General features: G+C 63.5%; 14 protein-coding genes and 1 pseudogene. 7 read left to right on the plus strand and 8 right to left on the minus strand.

Annotated elements, in window-relative coordinates:
* Window positions 1–213 precede the first annotated feature (213 nt).
* The 4 genes and pseudogenes from HV770_RS11070 to HV770_RS39700 form a co-directional block, all read left to right on the plus strand.
* A complete protein-coding gene (locus tag HV770_RS11070) occupies window positions 214–1,002 on the plus strand; it encodes an ABC transporter substrate-binding protein (RefSeq protein ID WP_175159451.1) in 789 nt (262 codons plus the stop codon).
* A 78-nt stretch (window positions 1,003–1,080) separates the two neighbouring features.
* Window positions 1,081–2,322: an NAD(P)/FAD-dependent oxidoreductase gene (locus tag HV770_RS11075; protein ID WP_175159453.1), complete on the plus strand. Its 1,242-nt coding sequence runs from the start codon at window positions 1,081–1,083 to the stop codon at window positions 2,320–2,322.
* Between the two features lie 50 nt (window positions 2,323–2,372).
* Window positions 2,373–2,642 carry a hypothetical protein gene (locus HV770_RS38570; RefSeq protein WP_246290835.1) on the plus strand — a complete coding sequence of 90 codons (270 nt, stop codon included), beginning with the start codon at window positions 2,373–2,375 and terminating at the stop codon, window positions 2,640–2,642.
* Between the two features lie 35 nt (window positions 2,643–2,677).
* A pseudogene (locus HV770_RS39700) lies at window positions 2,678–2,860 on the plus strand (gamma-glutamyltransferase); the annotation flags it as partial.
* A gap of 83 nt (window positions 2,861–2,943) precedes the next feature.
* Here the strand turns inward: HV770_RS39700 and HV770_RS39410 are convergent.
* From HV770_RS39410 to HV770_RS11105, 5 genes are all read right to left on the minus strand, one after another.
* The gene (locus HV770_RS39410) at window positions 2,944–3,534 is read right to left on the minus strand and encodes a hypothetical protein (RefSeq protein WP_175159455.1); all 591 of its coding nucleotides are present in this window, start codon (window positions 3,532–3,534) and stop codon (window positions 2,944–2,946) included.
* A gap of 364 nt (window positions 3,535–3,898) precedes the next feature.
* Window positions 3,899–4,972: an AI-2E family transporter gene (locus HV770_RS11090; RefSeq protein ID WP_121324646.1), complete on the minus strand. Its 1,074-nt coding sequence runs from the start codon at window positions 4,970–4,972 to the stop codon at window positions 3,899–3,901.
* Between the two features lie 325 nt (window positions 4,973–5,297).
* Window positions 5,298–6,596, minus strand: coding sequence for a TAXI family TRAP transporter solute-binding subunit (locus tag HV770_RS11095; RefSeq protein ID WP_175159457.1), 1,299 nt, complete (start codon window positions 6,594–6,596; stop codon window positions 5,298–5,300).
* A gap of 427 nt (window positions 6,597–7,023) precedes the next feature.
* On the minus strand, window positions 7,024–7,710 hold the full coding sequence (locus HV770_RS11100; protein WP_175159459.1) for a Vgb family protein: 687 nt from the start codon (window positions 7,708–7,710) through the stop codon (window positions 7,024–7,026).
* Window positions 7,711–7,719: 9 nt separating this feature from the next.
* Window positions 7,720–8,940, minus strand: a complete 1,221-nt coding sequence (locus HV770_RS11105; RefSeq protein ID WP_175159461.1) for a helix-turn-helix domain-containing protein — start codon at window positions 8,938–8,940, stop codon at window positions 7,720–7,722.
* Between the two features lie 137 nt (window positions 8,941–9,077).
* Between HV770_RS11105 and HV770_RS11110 the strand changes: the two genes are divergently transcribed.
* Together HV770_RS11110 and HV770_RS11115 are read left to right on the plus strand one after the other, a co-directional pair.
* On the plus strand, window positions 9,078–9,848 hold the full coding sequence (locus HV770_RS11110; RefSeq protein ID WP_175159463.1) for a DUF899 domain-containing protein: 771 nt from the start codon (window positions 9,078–9,080) through the stop codon (window positions 9,846–9,848).
* Window positions 9,845–10,681, plus strand: coding sequence for a DUF2182 domain-containing protein (locus HV770_RS11115; protein WP_175159465.1), 837 nt, complete (start codon window positions 9,845–9,847; stop codon window positions 10,679–10,681). Before HV770_RS11110 ends, HV770_RS11115 begins: the two co-directional genes overlap by 4 nt.
* Window positions 10,682–10,726: 45 nt before the next feature.
* On the opposite strand, the gene HV770_RS11120 is transcribed toward HV770_RS11115, so the two are convergent.
* The gene (locus HV770_RS11120; RefSeq protein WP_175159467.1) at window positions 10,727–11,578 is read right to left on the minus strand and encodes a glycosyltransferase family 2 protein; all 852 of its coding nucleotides are present in this window, start codon (window positions 11,576–11,578) and stop codon (window positions 10,727–10,729) included.
* A gap of 355 nt (window positions 11,579–11,933) precedes the next feature.
* Here HV770_RS11120 and HV770_RS11125 point away from each other — a divergent pair, with 355 nt between their 5' ends.
* Complete coding sequence (locus HV770_RS11125; RefSeq protein WP_175159469.1) at window positions 11,934–12,410, plus strand: YqhA family protein; 477 nt, start codon at window positions 11,934–11,936, stop codon at window positions 12,408–12,410.
* A gap of 45 nt (window positions 12,411–12,455) precedes the next feature.
* Here the strand turns inward: HV770_RS11125 and HV770_RS11130 are convergent, their stop codons facing one another.
* Both HV770_RS11130 and HV770_RS11135 read right to left on the minus strand, forming a co-directional pair.
* A complete protein-coding gene (locus tag HV770_RS11130; protein WP_175159470.1) occupies window positions 12,456–13,331 on the minus strand; it encodes a class I SAM-dependent methyltransferase in 876 nt (291 codons plus the stop codon).
* Between the two features lie 310 nt (window positions 13,332–13,641).
* Window positions 13,642–15,855: a beta-glucosidase gene (locus tag HV770_RS11135; protein ID WP_175159472.1), complete on the minus strand. Its 2,214-nt coding sequence runs from the start codon at window positions 15,853–15,855 to the stop codon at window positions 13,642–13,644.
* Window positions 15,856–16,019 lie beyond the last annotated feature (164 nt).

Consider the following 16,019-nt stretch of genomic DNA (forward strand, 5'->3'; position numbering starts at 1 on the left):
CAGGTCGGTGCCAAAGGTCCGGCATGGCTCGATTCTAAATTTAAAGTCCAATCTGGATTATTTTTTTTGAAATGCCTTGCAATTATCACCGTCCAGAATAGACTCATGTTCCAGAACAGCGACAAGGCAGCGACCATACGATGGCTCCGCGGCAAGCTCAATGCTGTTTCATTTGGCCCCTTTCTAGCGATCCCACCTACGCCTGGACCCATCATGATTCTCAAGCTCTCGCTTTCCGTTTGCCTTGCTGCCGCCCTGGTCAGCGTGGCCGGCGCAGCCAACGCCGAAACCGCCGGCACTTTGCGTTTCGGCATCGAGGCAGCGTATCCGCCGTTCGAGAGCAAGTCGCCGACCGGTCAGTTGCAAGGCTTCGACGTCGATGTCGGCAATGCGGTCTGCGCAAAGATGGGCGTGAAGTGCGTGTGGGTGGAGAACTCGTTCGACGGTCTGATTCCAGCGTTGCAGGCGCGCAAGTTCGACGTCATCAACTCGGCGATGAACATCACCGCGAAGCGCAAGCAAAGCATCGATTTCACGCCGCCGATCTACGTCGTGCCGATCGTGATGGTGGTCAAGCACGGCTCGCCGTTGCTGCCCAACGTCAAGAGCTTGCAAGGCAAGCGCGTGGGCGTCCTGCAAGGGTCGTCGCAGGAGGACTTCCTGAAGCAGCACTGGGCGAACGCGGGGGTGTCGATCGTGTCGTATCAGGACCAGGATCAGGTGTATAGCGATCTCACCGCGGGTCGCCTCGACGCCGCGGTGCAGGAAGCGCAGACGGCTCAGGATGGATTTCTCGACAAGCCGGCCGGGCGTGACTATATGATCGTCGGCGAGCCGCTGAAAGACCCGGCGACACTCGGTGAAGGCACCGGCTTCGGGTTGCGCAAAGGCGACAAGGCGCTGGAGAGCAAAGTCAACGCCGCGCTCGACGCACTGAAGAAAGACGGCACGCTGAGCAATTTGTCGGTCAAGTATTTCAAGCGCGACATCGTTGCGAAATAACTCGTTAAATAAGCGCCTCCCGGCCTGCGAGCAGCAGGCCCCTCCCGCGCGAACCGGCGCGGGGAACAGAGCCAGTCTATGGATTTCGATGTAATCGTATTGGGTGCCGGCATCGTCGGCGTGTCGTCCGCCCTGCATCTGCAGGATCGCGGACGCAGCGTCGCGCTGGTCGACCGGCGCGGGCCCGGTGAGGAAACCAGTTTCGGCAACGCGGGCCTGATCGAGAGTTCGTCGATCGTGCCGTACGGCTTTCCCCGCCGTCTGCGCACATTGCTGCGCTACGCGCGCAATCAATCGACCGACCTTTACTGGGACTACCGCGCGCTTCCCGCATTCGCCGCATGGCTCGGGCGTTTCTGGTGGGAGTCGTCACCCGAACGGCTGGCGGTGGCGGCGCGCGATATGTTGCCGTTGATCCGGGCGAGCGTCACCGAGCACGATGCGTTGATCGCGCGCGCGGGTCTTGGGCGACTCGCGCACGACGGCGGGTGGATCGAAGCATTTCGCACGCAAAGCGAGTTGGGCCATCAGACGAAGGTGGCCGAATCCGCCGTGCGCGAACACGGTCTGCGCGTGCAGCCCCTCGATGCGCCTGCATTGCGCGCGAAAGAGCCGGGCATCGGCGCAGGATTTTGCGGAGCGTTGCATTGGCAGGATCCGAAGAGCATCTCCGATCCGGGCGCGCTGACGAAAGGCTATGCGCGTCTATTCGAACAGGCCGGCGGCACGCTGCTGAACGGTGACGCTACCACGCTGCGCGTACGCGGCGCCGCGTGGGCCGTTCAAACCAACAGCGGAGAAATCAGCGCGAAGGAAGTGGTGGTCGCGCTCGGACCGTGGTCGGACACGGTGTTCGCCCCGCTCGGCTATCACATTCCGTTGCGCGCGAAGCGTGGCTATCACATGCACTATCGTCCTACGGGGACGGTCCTGTCCGTCCCCGTGGTCGACACGGAAGAAGGCTACGTGATTGCGCCCATGCGTGGCGGCTTGCGGCTCACCACCGGCGTCGAAATTGCGCGGCGTGAAGCCGCACCCACGGCGATCCAGCTAGAACGCGCCGAACGCATCGCCAAACCGGCCTTCGGCTTGGGCGAGCGCCTGGACGACGCGCCGTGGCTCGGGCTGCGTCCTTGCACGCCCGACATGCGGCCTGTGATCGGGCGCGCGCCCAGGCACCGAGGTTTGTGGTTCGCGTTCGGACACAATCATCACGGCTTGACGCTCGGCCCCGTCAGCGGACGTTTGCTGGCGGAGATGATGACCGGCGCGGCGCCGTTCATCGATGTGCGTCCGTTCCGTCCCGAGCGGTTCCGATAGACAGAGCTAGCGGCGAAGACCCGCCCTGCACCTGAAAGAACTTCTTCCGAATGAGCACCGCGGTCATGCCTTTGAACGGCATGGCCGTCGCCTCTGGCGCAACCCCGCACACGCCTGCAGAGAGGTGGCCGACAAGGCACCTCATGGTTTCCCGAACACGCCTGACTACTGCTCACCGCATGGCGGTTTACCCTCTACCGATGCGCAACGAATTCAACGCGATGCTGAAAAACACCACGCTCGTCAGCGGGATCGGCGTACTGCATCGCGACCATGGCCGCCGCTCCCTCGGCGAAGAACTGGCGCCCGCTATCCGCTAGCCGACCACGGTTGCGCCGTCGCACCGCGCACCGCGTTGGACTCGCGCAATGAAGCGCAACTGCTTGGCCGGGACCCCAATGCTCGCGCGGCGATGCTGGTCGACGGTAACGCACCGCTGCCCGGCACCACTCGCCAGCCGCTTCTTGCGAACACGCTGCGCGCGATCGCCGAGGGTGGCCGGGATGCGTTCTATCGCGGCGACATGGCGGCCGACATCGTCGCCCATCTGCAACGCCATGGCGGACTTCACACGCTGGACGATTTCGCGGACTACCTAGGTCCGGTTTTCATACGCGCTCGTCAACCTCGTGCGCGGTCGATCGCGCTGGTAGCCAGCTCCCGCGCAAGGTCCGCGTATAGCTCGGCCCACTTGCCCAGCAAGGACGAGTCGTCGGTCAGGAAAAGCGGATGCTCGGCCCATGCACTGACATTTTCACCCTTCCAGGCCATTTCGAACACGCGCAGGTCTTCATCCTCGCTGACGCCGATGTCGATCAGCTCGCGAAACGAGGCCAGCTTGCACAGAGACACCTCGTGGGTGGCGACGCCATGAATCGCGGCCAGCGCGATGGTCGCGCGCTTTCGGGCGTCGTCGCGGTTGCCGGCGATCAGGAATACGATCCGCTCATCGTGGCCGCTGCCGAACACGGCCCGATAGAGTGAGGTTTTGCAGCAATGGCTCAGTTGCGTGCCCATCATCGCCTCGTCCGAAAACGATTCCCGGTTCGACCCGCTCGCCTGAGCGCCGCTTGCGTGCGTTTCGGATCGGCGTTTGCGGTTGCGGTTGCGGCAGGTATCGCTGCTCCGGTACACATACAATCCGCATACGAACAGACAAGCCAGCGCGAGAATCCCGACGCCCACGAGTACCGCCAGATCGTCGTGCGCCATTTCAGGGCTCCTTCAGTCTCGTGCGTGCTTCGGCGGCCCTTTCGGGGGTCTTTCCCGCAAGCTTCGACGGCGGTGGAATTCCCCAGCATTGCGCGGTCCCGCACGCGAGCCGGGAAAGGCGGGTCGCAAATCGGTCTGCTCCCATAGTCCACGTTGCCATGAGTTTTGTGAGCGTGGGGACGATGTTCCGAGTATCGGACGGGAATGGCTATTGTTCAACAGAGCACACTTCTCTATTGACCAATCGGTTCCGCTATAGGACGCTATGGGGCTGCGGCTGCGCGTTCCGTGGTCGAAATAGCGGGAGCGGGCAATGGTTCGTCTGCCGGCCGCTGAAACTGGAAACGGATTCTCCCTCTGCGCCTCAGACCGCCGGCGAACTTCCACCGTAAGTCAGCCTGCCGTTCTTCGACAGCAGGATCGCGACCGGCCTCGTCATCTCGAACTCCGAGAAAATAATGATCACGATGACGGTGATCGGCACGGCGAGGAATGCGCCGGATACACCCCAGATCGCCGACCACACCGCCATGCTGGCGAGGATCGCAAACGGGCTCAGGTTCAGTGAGTTGCCCATCAGATACGGGTCCAGGATGTTGCCGATCACGAATTGAATCGCGCTCAGCGACACCAGCACGATGAGCACCTCGTTGACCTCGCCAAACTGCAGCACCGACATGAGCGTCGGAAAGACGATGCTCAGCACCGAGCCGATATAGGGCACATAGTTGAGCAGCGCAATCAGTACGGCCCACAGTCCGGCGAATTCGAGGCCGACGCTGCGCATCGCACCCCAGCTTATGCCACCGAGCACCACGCCTAGCAGCGTTTTCAACGCGAGATAAGCGCCAATGCGCCGGTTGATGTCGGTGACGACGCTTTTGATACGTTCGGCGTTGCTCGAATTCGCGGCCATGTTCGTCAGTTTTTCGCTGAACGTCCGCTGCTCGATGAGCAGAAAGCTGGCGTACAGAACCACCACAAAGATATTGACGATCATCGACGACAGCGAAGCCAGCATGCTTGCGACGAGCGCCTGAACGTTGAACTGGGCAAGCATGTCGCGCCGCAACGAATCCCAGGTGGGCTCGCTCTCCACATGCAGCAGGACGGCGACCTTCTGGATCAGCGCGAGAACGGATTCCTGATAGCGCGGCGCCAGCGCGATGAGGCCGTCGTAGTTCGCGACGAGCATGTCGACAGCGAGAAATATTCCAGCCGCGATTACGAACACGGACAACGCATAACGCAACTGCGTCGGCATCCTCGCTCCAACGACAGGAATGCGCTCCAGCAATCGGGTGAAACCGACGATCACATAAACCGCGATGATGCCAAGCACGATAGGAACGAATACGGCGCGCCCAATGTAGAGCACCCAGCCGACAATCAACAGCAGTACGACAACGCATACGGACGCCTGCAATCTGTCGCTCATCTATTCATGCTCCATTGATCTGCGAACTGCTCGCTGTCGAGTATTGCCGCATGAACGATGCAAGCGGCGGCCAAATCGTCTTTTCCTGTCCGTTGCCCAGGCTGCCGTACGACTACCTTACACGTGGCGCCGGCAGCATGTATGGCTGAATTTCATCAGCGCTCATGCTCGCATGTATTTCGGGTGGCGCGGCAAGAAATCGCGTGTCTCCAAACTTGCCGCACGATATGCGCACCATAGCGCATGGATATATCGACTGGCGGGCAAACACCCTGCCCCCGGCAACGCCATGCAGCTTCCCAATCACGCTCTTTCAACGGCTCCGCTACGCCTTTATCTTAGTCGCCACTTGAGCAATCCGGTCCCGCACTACACCGATCGCCTGCTTCAGCGCATAAACGTCCTGGAAATAACGATGCGGAATCCGTATCAGGCTCGCATGCGCATCGATGTTCTCAATCTCGTCGCGCCATTTCGCGATCTGGGCGCGAGTCGGCTGCGTGTTTTTCCAGGTTTCGTCTTCCAGCGATTTGATTTCCCGATACCAGACCACCAGCCGCTTTTTTATCCGCGCCTCCACCATGCGCGGCAACGCCTGCAGCAAGCCGATCAACAGCGCCATGAAGGGCAGCAAAATCAGGAAGCGTCGTTCGATCAGACTTGCCAGCCAGAACGGAAGGTAGCGCTGAAGAAATGGGCGACCGGATTTGAAGTAGCGCGTGCTTTCGTCCGAAACGGGAAATTCCTCGGTACGAAGATTGGGGAACGTGCCGAGCGGCGTGAAGTAATCTTCGCCGCCGTGGACCGTTTTGGCCGCATCCAGCAGCAGATAAACGAGCGCCGGGTGCAAGGTGTCCCTGGAGACGAGCAGCGCCGTGGCGGCCAGCAAAGTGACATCGGTCCGCGGCAGATCGTTGACGATACTCGTCGAGGCGCGCGGATAAATGATCTTCGAGAGCGACGGGAATTTCTGCACCAGGGCCTCGGCCTGGGCGAAACTCATCAGCTTCAGATCGCTGTTTAATAGCTTCGTTTGTATCGCAGCGTCGGGGCGGCCGATAAAAAATGCGGCGTCCAGTTCGCCACTTTCGAGGCGTTGATAGGCGTTGAGCGCGTCGAGCTCCAGCAGCGTGCTGTTGTCGCGGGTGACACCGCTATAGCCGAGTAAGACGAGCGAGACGTTGAGCAAGCCGCTACCGGGAACGCCTATGCCGACTTTCTTGCCGCGCAATTGGGCCAGCCGATTGATGACGGCGTCGCCGCGGTAGAACACCCAGATCGGTTCGTATGAGACGGCGGCGATAGTCTGAAGGTTATCGGTTTCCTTGGGCCTGATCGTGCCCGACTGGATGAAGCCCACTTCGTATTCGCTGTCTGGATTCGTCAGCCGCTGATAATTTTGGACCGAGCCGGAAGAACTGCGGATATCGAGCTTGATACCTGCGCGCTTCAGAATCGGTGCGTAGCGTTCCGCAAAGCCCCGATAGATGCCGCCGTCGGCGCCGGTCGTGATGACGATCGTGCGCTGAAGCACCGGCCTGAGCGCCGTCACCAGCGCCCAGCCAAGCACGGTCACCAGCACGATCGCCCAGATGATGAGAAACCGCCGGCGAGCCCGCGTCATCGGGGTTCTCTGAATACGATGAAGCGCTGGGTCGTGTTTGGGCATCGTTAGCCTTCTCTCATCAACCTTGCTCGAGCGGACTGCGGTCCTCGCGCGCGTTCGCGTGGCAGCGCTCCGGCCGGCCGACAATCCTCGTGCGGCGAGCGATATTTGTCATCTGGTTCACGGGCTCTTTGCCTTGCCAACAGAGCTGAAAGCAAGCCGAATGACGCGCCGCTCGCCCCCCTTGTCCACGCCCGCATGCGAGTTCGTTGCCGTCGCTCAACTCTTATGCTTCTCCGGCCTCAAGATACCAGATTGTTTCATTGCAACATCTCGTCGGCGAATGAAGATTCGAGTGCAAAGCCGGTTCGTATCGATTCGCCGAGCAACGTGGCGGTCACCACGTCGGATGCGAACCTGACGCTGAACAACGTCAACCTGCCGATCATTCGCTCGTCGAATCGGCCGGCACCTCGGTCCCGCTGCCGTCTTCGTCACCTCGTCGTGGCCGCCGGACGGCTCTCACTTTTCCGCTGCCGCCGCCTCCGCAGAAGAAGCGATCCGCGCCATCGGACTCGAGTCCCGACACGCTCATGCCGGCCGGCATCTCGACGCTTTCCAGCACCTGTCCCGTGCGAGGATCGATGCGCCTCAACTCGCTGGCGTCGTCTTCCCAAGTGCCATGCCACAACTCTGCGTCGACCCACGTGACGCCGGTGACGAAGCGATTGGATTCGATCGTGCGCAGCACCGCACCGGTTTCGGGATCGATCTGATAAATCTTCCGCTCCGGATATTGCCCCACCCACAGCGTCCCCTCCGCCCAGGTGAGCCCCGAGTCGCCACCGCCGCCCGGCGCCGGGATCGTCGCGAGCACTTGACCGCTCTGCGGATCGATCTTGCGGATGCGGCCGCCGGCGATCTGAAACAGGTGCGTGCCGTCGAAGGCCGTGCCCGCATCGGCGGCGACGTCGATCGAGCGCAGCGGTTTGCCACTGGCCGTATCGAACGCGTTCAGACTGTCGCCGACGGCAATCCACACCTGCCGGCCGTCATACGTCACCCCATGTACTTTATCGACACCCGGAAAGGGTCCATATTCACGAATGATTCTGGCCGCTGATCGATTCATGTCGCCATCCTAATCATTGGGTAGTGGAGGGAGGAGTAATAAAGCCGTTGCGAATCCCGGCATGGGCGGGGTTATCCAGCGACGCGCCCGGCCACGCCCGAACGATTGCACCTTGCCCGCAGCCGCCAGCGAATCGAGTGCACGTTGCACGGTGCGCTGGCTCGCGCCGAGCACCAGCGCAAGCGCCGAGCTCGACCACGACTCGCCGTCCGCGAGAAATGCGAACACCTGGGCATGCTCGCCTTCGACGGGCCGCGCCAGCACGACGACCTCGCCGGCGCGGCGCGGCGTCAGTGCGAAGCCGCGCTTCGTCGCGCTCACGCCGGCCAGCGTGCCGAGCGCCGCGCGAAGCCGGCCGATCTCGACTCGCAGCCGCGCGCGATGCGACTCGTCGGCGCGCTTTGCCCGGAACGCACGCGCGACGAGCACGCCCCTCGGCACATCGTCGGGCCACGCTTCTGCGAGCGTGCGAGCAAGCGCGAACAGCACCGGACGGCTCGCGAGCGAAACCACCGTGCCCGCGTCGCGCACGACATGACGGCACGCATCCACGACGAGCGCCTTCGACGCCAGCAACGCCTCGACTTCGTCAAGCAGCAGGAGGCGCTCGCCGCCACGCGCGAGCAGACGCGCAGCCGGCGTGCTCAGCACGAGCGACGCGCTTTCGACCTCCGCCATCAGCGCCGGGATGCCCGCATCGCGCGCGGCGCGTCCGGCTCTCGCGAGCGCGCTGCGTGCGGTCCTGGTGCGCAGGCGGCGCAGCGCGACACCCGCGACGACCAGCTCGTGGGCGGCCTTCAAGGCGGGCGGCAACAGCGTGGGGGAGAACGCCTCGAGCGCCTGTTCGGCCGCTTCGAGGCGTCCGAAGAAAAGCAGGCGCCGGACTTCGAGATAGCGCGCATGCGCGGCGTTCACGCGGTCGCCATGAGCGTCGAGCGTCGCTCTCGCGGCGTCGAGCGTCTTCGTGGGCCAAGCCAGATCGCGAGAGGCGAGCGCAATCTCGGCCTCCGCGACGACACATCTCGCGCGGGCCACCGCATCGTCAGGACCGAAGGCGCGCGCCGCGCTTCGCACGAGCGCCCTCGCTCGAACGAAATCGCCAAGCTGTGCCATGGCGATGCCGCGAAGCGCGAGCGCGGGCGCGTCGTCGCGCAACGCGACGCGGTCGAGCGCGCCAAGCGGATCACCCGCTGCGAGCGCACGCGCCGCCGCCGTGATCGGCGAGTCCATCGGGTCACCCAAATCCCGCCACACTTGTCACTCCCACCTGGTCGAGGCCCGGTACTAATCTAGCACGACCAACAACCCGTACACGACGCCGTATCGGCAACCGGCTGGGCGGCGCGGGACGACCCTCGGAGGCACACATGACCACGACACAACATCTGACCGGAACACGCGAGCAATGGCTGGCCGCGCGGCGCGAGCTGCTCGCGGCGGAAAAGGAGTTCACCCGGCGCAGCGACGAGCTGGCGCGACAACGCCAGGCCTTGCCGTGGGTCCGCGTCGACAAAACCTACCGGTTCGAAACGGACGAAGGCAGCGCGTCGCTCGCCGATCTCTTCAAAGGACGCTCGCAACTGCTCGTCTATCACTTCATGTTCGGCCCTGACTATGCGGCGGGATGCCCGTCGTGCTCGGCGGTCGCGGATGGCTTCGACGGCTTCGCGGTCCATCTGGCGAATCACGATGTGATGCTGATGGCGGTATCGCGCGCGCCGCTCGCGAAACTGCAGGCGTACAAGCACCGGATGGGGTGGACGTTCCCGTGGGCGTCCTCGGCGGGCGGCGACTTCAATTTCGACTTCAACGTGTCCTTCACGGAAGAGCAGCAGCGCTCGGGCGACATCGACTACAACTTCGAGCGCGGCGGCCACGCCATGGACGCGACACCGGCGCCGCAGCCCGTCGTCGAATTCGCGGCGATGTCCGGCACCGATCCGGCCACCTACTCGCGCGACCGCCCAGGCATGAGCGCGTTCGTGATCGAGGACGGCGTGGTCTATCACACCTACTCCACCTATGCGCGCGGCGTGGACGGGCTGTGGGGCATGTATCAGTGGCTGGACCGTGCGCCCAAAGGACGCAACGAGTCAGGCATCTGGTGGCGCCGCCACGACGAGTACAACAGGCGATGAGCAAACTCGTGAGTGCCGCTCGCGCAGCGCCGCAAGCGGCGTTCGCGCGGCGCGGCGTCTGCCGCGCGATGTTCGTTGGCGTCTGCGTGCTGTGCCTGGCGGCGAGCGCGGCGGCGACGATCATCGGGAGCGCGTCGATGGCGGCGATGGGCGACACGCCGATGCCCGGCGGCTGGACGATGTCGACGCTCTGGACGCGAATGTGCGGACAGACATGGGCCGAAGTCGCGGCATCGTTCATCGGCATGTGGATCGTGATGATGGTGGCGATGATGCTGCCGTCTCTCGTGCCCATGTTGTGGCGTTATCGCGAGGCGGTCGGCAGGGCAACGCAAGCGCGCGCCGGATGGCTGACCGTGCTGGTCGCCGTCGGGTACTTCGTCGTGTGGACGGCGCTCGGCGTCGTCGTCTTTGGGCTCGGCGCCGCGTTCGCTGCGCTCGTAATGCGGGTGCCGGCGCTGGCGCGTGCCGTTCCGGGCGCGATCGGCGTCGTAGTGCTGATCGCGGGCGCACTGCAGTTCACCGCGTGGAAGGCGCGTCAGCTCGAATGCTGCCGCAATGCGCCGGGGCGTTGCCGCAAGCTGCCTGCCGATGCCCGCACTGCCTGGCGGCACGGGCTGCGCCTCGGCCTTCACTGCGGTTGCTGTTGCGCCGGCTTGACCGCGATCCTGCTCGTCGTCGGCGTGATGGATCTGCGCGCGATGGCGGCCGTGACAACCGCGATTACCAGCGAGCGTCTGCTGCCGGGTGGGAAACGCGTCGCGCAAGTTATCGGCACGGCCGTTGTCGGCGCCGGGATGATGCTGATCGTGCAGGCTGCCGGACGAGGATGACGCCCAAGTCAGAGTGGCCGGATTCGGCGGGCGCGGAACCGCGCGTCAGTGATGCCCCAGCAGAAATGCGCCTACCGCCAGCAGCACGACGATCACGCCCGCATAGGCCATATGCATGTAGCGCACCTGCCGCCTGTAGCGCGAAGAATAGAACGGCGCAAACTCCTTCATGCGTTGGCCGAAGACACTGATCGGATTGTCCAGAAACTGCTCGTACTTCGCGCGATTGCGCATGAATATGAGGCGTTGCGATTCCTCGACCTTGCCCGACGTCACCAGCTCGGTCGAGCGCGAACTTTTCTTCACGCGATACAGGTAGAGCGGCGCATCGACGAATCGCACCTTCGATTGTGGGCTCAGAAGCCGCACGTAAAATTCCCAGTCCTCGAAGCCGTGGATCATTTCCGACGAGTACCCGCCGATACGGAAAAAGCCTTCACGCCGGTACATGGTCGTGTTGACGATCATGTTCTGCCAAAGCAGCTTCTCATAGCTGTACTCGGGCAAGCGCCAGATTTTGTTCGACTCCCCGATGCGCTTCGTCTTGCAGTGGACAAGCTCGGTATCAGGATGCTCGGCAAAGCATTCGGCGCACAGCTTCAGGAAATCGGTGTGTATCTTGTCGTCGCCATCGAGCGGCACGAAGAGCGCTCCCGTTGCCTGCGAGAAGCCGAAGTTGCGCGCGGCGGCGACCCCGGCGTTAGCTCTGGTAAACGGCAGGAATCGACTGTCCTTATTTGCGTACTGCTGAATGATGCCCTCGGACCCGTCGGTGGATCCGTCGTTCACGACGATGCATTCCCAATCGCTGTACGACTGGCGCAACACCGACTCCAGGGTCTCGCCGATGAATTCTTCCTGGTTGAAACACGGAACAACGATGGATATTTTTGTCATGGCCGATTTGTAACTTTCAATTGCCATCGCTTTCGCCCGGCATTCCAAACGCCGGGAATTTTAACGTATCCGGCATGGCCCGCACCCGTTGTGCCGCATTCCCCAGCACGCCAGGATCGAAACCGGCATGTCTCCATGATCGATCTGCGTGGTCCCGGGCCTGCCCGGCGCCCGGTTCGCGCGTCACCCATTCACGGGTTCTATACTTCGCGAGGACGCCGGCGATCGGTCATCGGCTTGATTCGCAGCCGCTTCCCTTATAAGTTTGGAGCCCGAAGCCGAACGGACCGCGCCGCAAGCAGAATGACCTGCCCTCAACCCGTTCTGTCACGCTTATCCAAGAGAGGTTCATTCGATGCTGCGACGTGTCCTGGCTTCGAGCCGCTACATCATGATCGTTCCCGTCATCGGGACGTTTCTGGGTTCCGTGGCGTTGCTCCTGTATGAGACGATCGTCCTGTTCTGGAGCGGCGTCACCGCGCTGCGAGTCGGCTCCCTGACGGCCAAGTCGGTCAAGATATTCGCGGTGGGGATAGTCGAGGCAGTCGATGTGTTTCTGATCGCGATCGCGGTCTACATCATCAGTATCGGCCTCTACTCGTTGTTCATCGACGACAAGCTGCCGTTGCCGAAGTGGCTCGAAGTCAGCAATCTAGAAGACCTGAAAGGGAATCTGGTCAGCGTCGTGATCGCGGTGCTTGCCGTGCTGTTTCTGCGCGAGGCCGTCGCCTGGGACGGTACGCACGACATCGCCGCTTTCGGTGTTGCGCTGGCGCTGGTGATTGCCGCGCTCACTTTCTTTCTGATGAAGAACAACGTCCGGCGGAAATGAGCCTGCTTCATTGCCGGCGACGCGGCGCCGGCAGATCGTCCTGCTTCAGCGGACGGGCGGCAGGGTCTTCGCCACCAGCAGTTCCTCCGCGTTGTTCGGCGGGCGCAGACCGTCTGTTCTATGCGCGAAGTAGCGCTGGGTGAGATCGGCGGCCGACACGTGCTGCGCTTCTCCAAAGCCTGTTTCGCGGGCCAGCGTCAACATCTGCGCCGGCGTAAAGAAGCTCACGAACGGTGTGCCGCTTGCTCGCGCGCCCTTCTCCGCCATCTCGAGCCCGGGACGTACCTCGGGGTCCGCCATCTCCAGCGGCAGCAGGAACGTCATCGCGAACGTCGATCCCGGTGCGAGGACCGCGACCTCGCGCAGCGCGGCCGCGTTCGCCTCCTTGCTGAGATACATGCTGACGCCCGTGGAGACCACGATGGCCGGTTTGCCGTCATCGAAGCCGGCCGTCACGAGCCGCTCGCGCCAGGCCTCGCCCGCTTCGAAATCGACCGGCACGAAGCGCAGCCAGTCCGGCACGCCGAAACCCAGTTCGACCAAACGCTGACGCTTCCATGCCTGCGGGCCGGGCCGGTCGATCTCGAATACCCGAAGGCCGGAAGCGATCTCCGGCCTGCGTTGCGCGAAGCTGTCGAGGCCGGCGCCGAGAATCACATACTGAGTGAGACCGAGCTTGGCCTGCTCCACGACGAGGTCCTCGATAAAGCGCGCACGCGCCACGATCGACGCGCGGAAGGCGCGCGTGAACTGCGGGTCCATGTCGCCGCGCGTGCGCCATTCCTCGTCCGGGGCCAGCAATTGGAGGCCGATTCTGTCTTCGAGCACGTGCGGCGGCGCATCGGCCTCGACGTGCAGCGCACGCCACAAAGCGACCCGCGCCGCCGTGCTGTCTGGTGCGATGTCTTGCTTGTCGTTCATGACAAATTCAATCCTGGTTCCGCGTCCTGATCTTTGCACTATGCCCGCATGGGGCAAAGCAGTGAGCAGCAAGAATATCACCGGCGCTATCGCGGCGATGGACGAGGCCAGAAACTCGTGCGCCTCGGAAAGAGGTCATCGTCCGAAGCGCGTCAGCATCGCCGTCGACGTCATGAACAGAAGGAAAAGCGCGAAGCGAAGGCTCGCGCGCAACTGACGTCAAACGCTGAAGCCGATACATAGACATCCAGCAGTCACGCACCCGGGCGCGAACCATTCCACCCCCGGGCACGCGACAGCCCTACACCGCCTAGCTGCCCTGCAAACGGATATCACGCGACGAAGCGCCCACGTACACCGTGCCGCCCGGCACATACCGCCAGCCGTTGCGCGAGGTGTCCCACACGCTCTGCATGCGCGGCGTGACCGTGATGCGCACACGGCGCGTTTCGCCCGGGTTCATGCCGATCTTCTCCCAGCCGACCAGACGCCGCGGCGGTTCGCCGTTATACGGCACGCCGAGATACACCTGGGGCACTTCGGCGCCCGCTCTGCGGCCATCGTTGCGCACGGTGAACGACACGTCGAGCGCGCCGTCCGGCCGATGCGCCACCGACAGCCCCGAGTACGAGAAGTGCGTGTACGACAGCCCGTAGCCGAACTCGAACATCGGCGCGATGTTCTTCGCGTCATACCAGCGGTAGCCCATGTTCAGCTGTTCCGAGTAGACCGGGTCCGTCTCGAACGCGCCGTTTTGCCCCCAGGTCGGCGTGTCCTGATCGTGCAGCGGGAACGTGACCGGCAGCTTGCCCGACGGATTGACCTTGCCGAACAGCACGTTCGCGATCGCCTTGCCACCGCCTTCGCCCGGATACCATGCTTCGACGATCGCGGACACGCGGTCCTTCCACGGCATCAGCACCGGGTTGCCGCTCTCCACCACGACGATCGTGCGCGGATTGGCCCGCGCGACCGCATCGACGAGCGCGTCCTGGTTCGACGGATTCGCGAGGCTCAGGCTTTGCAGGTCGCCGATGTCCTCGCCGGCCGGCTGCGCGACGACGACGATCGCCACATCAGAATGGCTCGCCAGCGCCGCCGCCTCGTCGATCTCCTGTTGCGTGTAGGCACGGAACGGCGACTGCTGATCGCTGTTGCCGGCGAAGCTCACCTGCGCCGACGGCGCGAGTGCGCGAACCGCCGCGACGATCGGCGTATCGAGCTTGAGCCACGGATTGCTCCACCAGCTGCAGCCGCTCGTCGTGCCGAACGTCAAGCCGCCGCAACCGGCGAACGAGCCGGTGACCGGATCGCGCGTGTTGCCCGAGCCGCCGCCTGTCAGCACCGCCGCGTCGGCGTGTGCGCCGATCACCGCGATCCGGCTGAGCGAGCCTGCCGACAGCGGCAACTGGTTGTTGTCGTTCTTCAGCAGCACCATCGATTGTTCGGCGGCCGACTGCGCGAAAACGTTTGCGCGAGCGAAGTCGATAGTGCCGCCGGCCTTTGCCGGATGGTCCATCACACCGGTACGAATCATCACGTACAGCTTGCGCTTGACCATGTCGTCGAGACGCGCGGTCGACACCGAGCCGTTCGCGATCGCCTGCTTCACCGCAGCTGGCGTGAGATAGACGGTCGCGCCGACGTCCTCTTCTTCGTCGAGACCGGCATTGATCGCTTTCGCCGTGCTATGCGCCGCGCCCCAGTCGGACTGCACCTGACCTTCGAAGCGCCAGTCGTTCTTGAGCACATCGTTGAGCAGATGCGAGTTCTCGCACGCATAGTCGCCGTTGAGCCGGTTGTAGCTGCACATCACGCTGCCCGGCTGCGCGCGTCGCGCGGCGATTTCGAACGGCAGCAGATAGAGCTCGCGCAGCGTGCGCTCGTCGATCTGACTGTTGCCGCCGCTGCGGCCGTGCTCCTGCTCGTTGCCCGCGTAGTGCTTGATCGTCGCGATGACCTTCTGGCTCTGCGTGCCGTCGGTGCGCTCGGCGAGCATTTCGCCAGCGAGCACCGGATCTTCGCCGAGATACTCGAAGAGCCGGCCGCCGCGCGGTTCGCGCGCGAGGTTGGTGCCGCCGCCGAGTCCCATGCCGAAGCCCTGCGCACGCAGTTCGAGGGCGATCTGTTTGCCGAAGTCGGACGAGAGGCCGCGATCCCAGCTTGCCGCGAGTGCGATCGTCGCGGGGAAGGTGGTGCTCGGCTGCGATGTGCTGCCCGAACCCGTCGACGAATCGACCATGTTCAGGTCAGGAATGCCGAGGCGCGGCACGCCCTGAATGTAGCCGGCGCCGCCGCCCGGCACGGCGGACATGACGTACTGCGAATGGATGAACTGCAGCTTTTCGTCGAGCGTCATTTTGCCGACGAGCGAATCGGCGCGCCGATGCGCCACCGCCGATTCGAACGCGTTCAGGACCGCCGAGGTGGGGCGGAAATCGAGTGGAAAATCGGGCACACCGGCGCGCGCAGCGACGCACACGGTCGCCACTAACGCGACGACCGGTAATAGTCTTTTTTGCATGTCTGTCTCTCCGAGATCCAGCTTGGATGGGGCGATGCGAAAGCGGAGCGCGTCGAATGGGTTCAATGCGGACGCGAGCGCCGGCAACGCAGGGTGACTGCGAGGACGTGTACCTGCCGGCAGAAGAATCGGGCCAGCCGGATTGGCTGATAGCGATGCTCCGT

It is taken from the genome of Paraburkholderia fynbosensis (assembly GCF_902859935.1).
GTDB classification, from domain to species: Bacteria; Pseudomonadota; Gammaproteobacteria; order Burkholderiales; family Burkholderiaceae; genus Paraburkholderia; species Paraburkholderia fynbosensis.

Bases quoted from the DNA above. Each gene is read 5' to 3' on its own strand.
- HV770_RS11070 (WP_175159451.1), top strand. From the start codon at position 214: ATGATTCTCAAGCTCTCGCTTTCCGTTTGCCTTGCTGCCGCCCTGGTC.
- HV770_RS11075 (WP_175159453.1), top strand. From the start codon at position 1,081: ATGGATTTCGATGTAATCGTATTGGGTGCCGGCATCGTCGGCGTGTCG.
- HV770_RS38570 (WP_246290835.1), top strand. From the start codon at position 2,373: ATGAGCACCGCGGTCATGCCTTTGAACGGCATGGCCGTCGCCTCTGGC.
- HV770_RS39410 (WP_175159455.1), bottom strand. From the start codon at position 3,534: ATGGCGCACGACGATCTGGCGGTACTCGTGGGCGTCGGGATTCTCGCG.
- HV770_RS11090 (WP_121324646.1), bottom strand. From the start codon at position 4,972: ATGAGCGACAGATTGCAGGCGTCCGTATGCGTTGTCGTACTGCTGTTG.
- HV770_RS11095 (WP_175159457.1), bottom strand. From the start codon at position 6,596: ATGACGCGGGCTCGCCGGCGGTTTCTCATCATCTGGGCGATCGTGCTG.
- HV770_RS11100 (WP_175159459.1), bottom strand. From the start codon at position 7,710: ATGAATCGATCAGCGGCCAGAATCATTCGTGAATATGGACCCTTTCCG.
- HV770_RS11105 (WP_175159461.1), bottom strand. From the start codon at position 8,940: ATGGACTCGCCGATCACGGCGGCGGCGCGTGCGCTCGCAGCGGGTGAT.
- HV770_RS11110 (WP_175159463.1), top strand. From the start codon at position 9,078: ATGACCACGACACAACATCTGACCGGAACACGCGAGCAATGGCTGGCC.
- HV770_RS11115 (WP_175159465.1), top strand. From the start codon at position 9,845: ATGAGCAAACTCGTGAGTGCCGCTCGCGCAGCGCCGCAAGCGGCGTTC.
- HV770_RS11120 (WP_175159467.1), bottom strand. From the start codon at position 11,578: ATGACAAAAATATCCATCGTTGTTCCGTGTTTCAACCAGGAAGAATTC.
- HV770_RS11125 (WP_175159469.1), top strand. From the start codon at position 11,934: ATGCTGCGACGTGTCCTGGCTTCGAGCCGCTACATCATGATCGTTCCC.
- HV770_RS11130 (WP_175159470.1), bottom strand. From the start codon at position 13,331: ATGAACGACAAGCAAGACATCGCACCAGACAGCACGGCGGCGCGGGTC.
- HV770_RS11135 (WP_175159472.1), bottom strand. From the start codon at position 15,855: ATGCAAAAAAGACTATTACCGGTCGTCGCGTTAGTGGCGACCGTGTGC.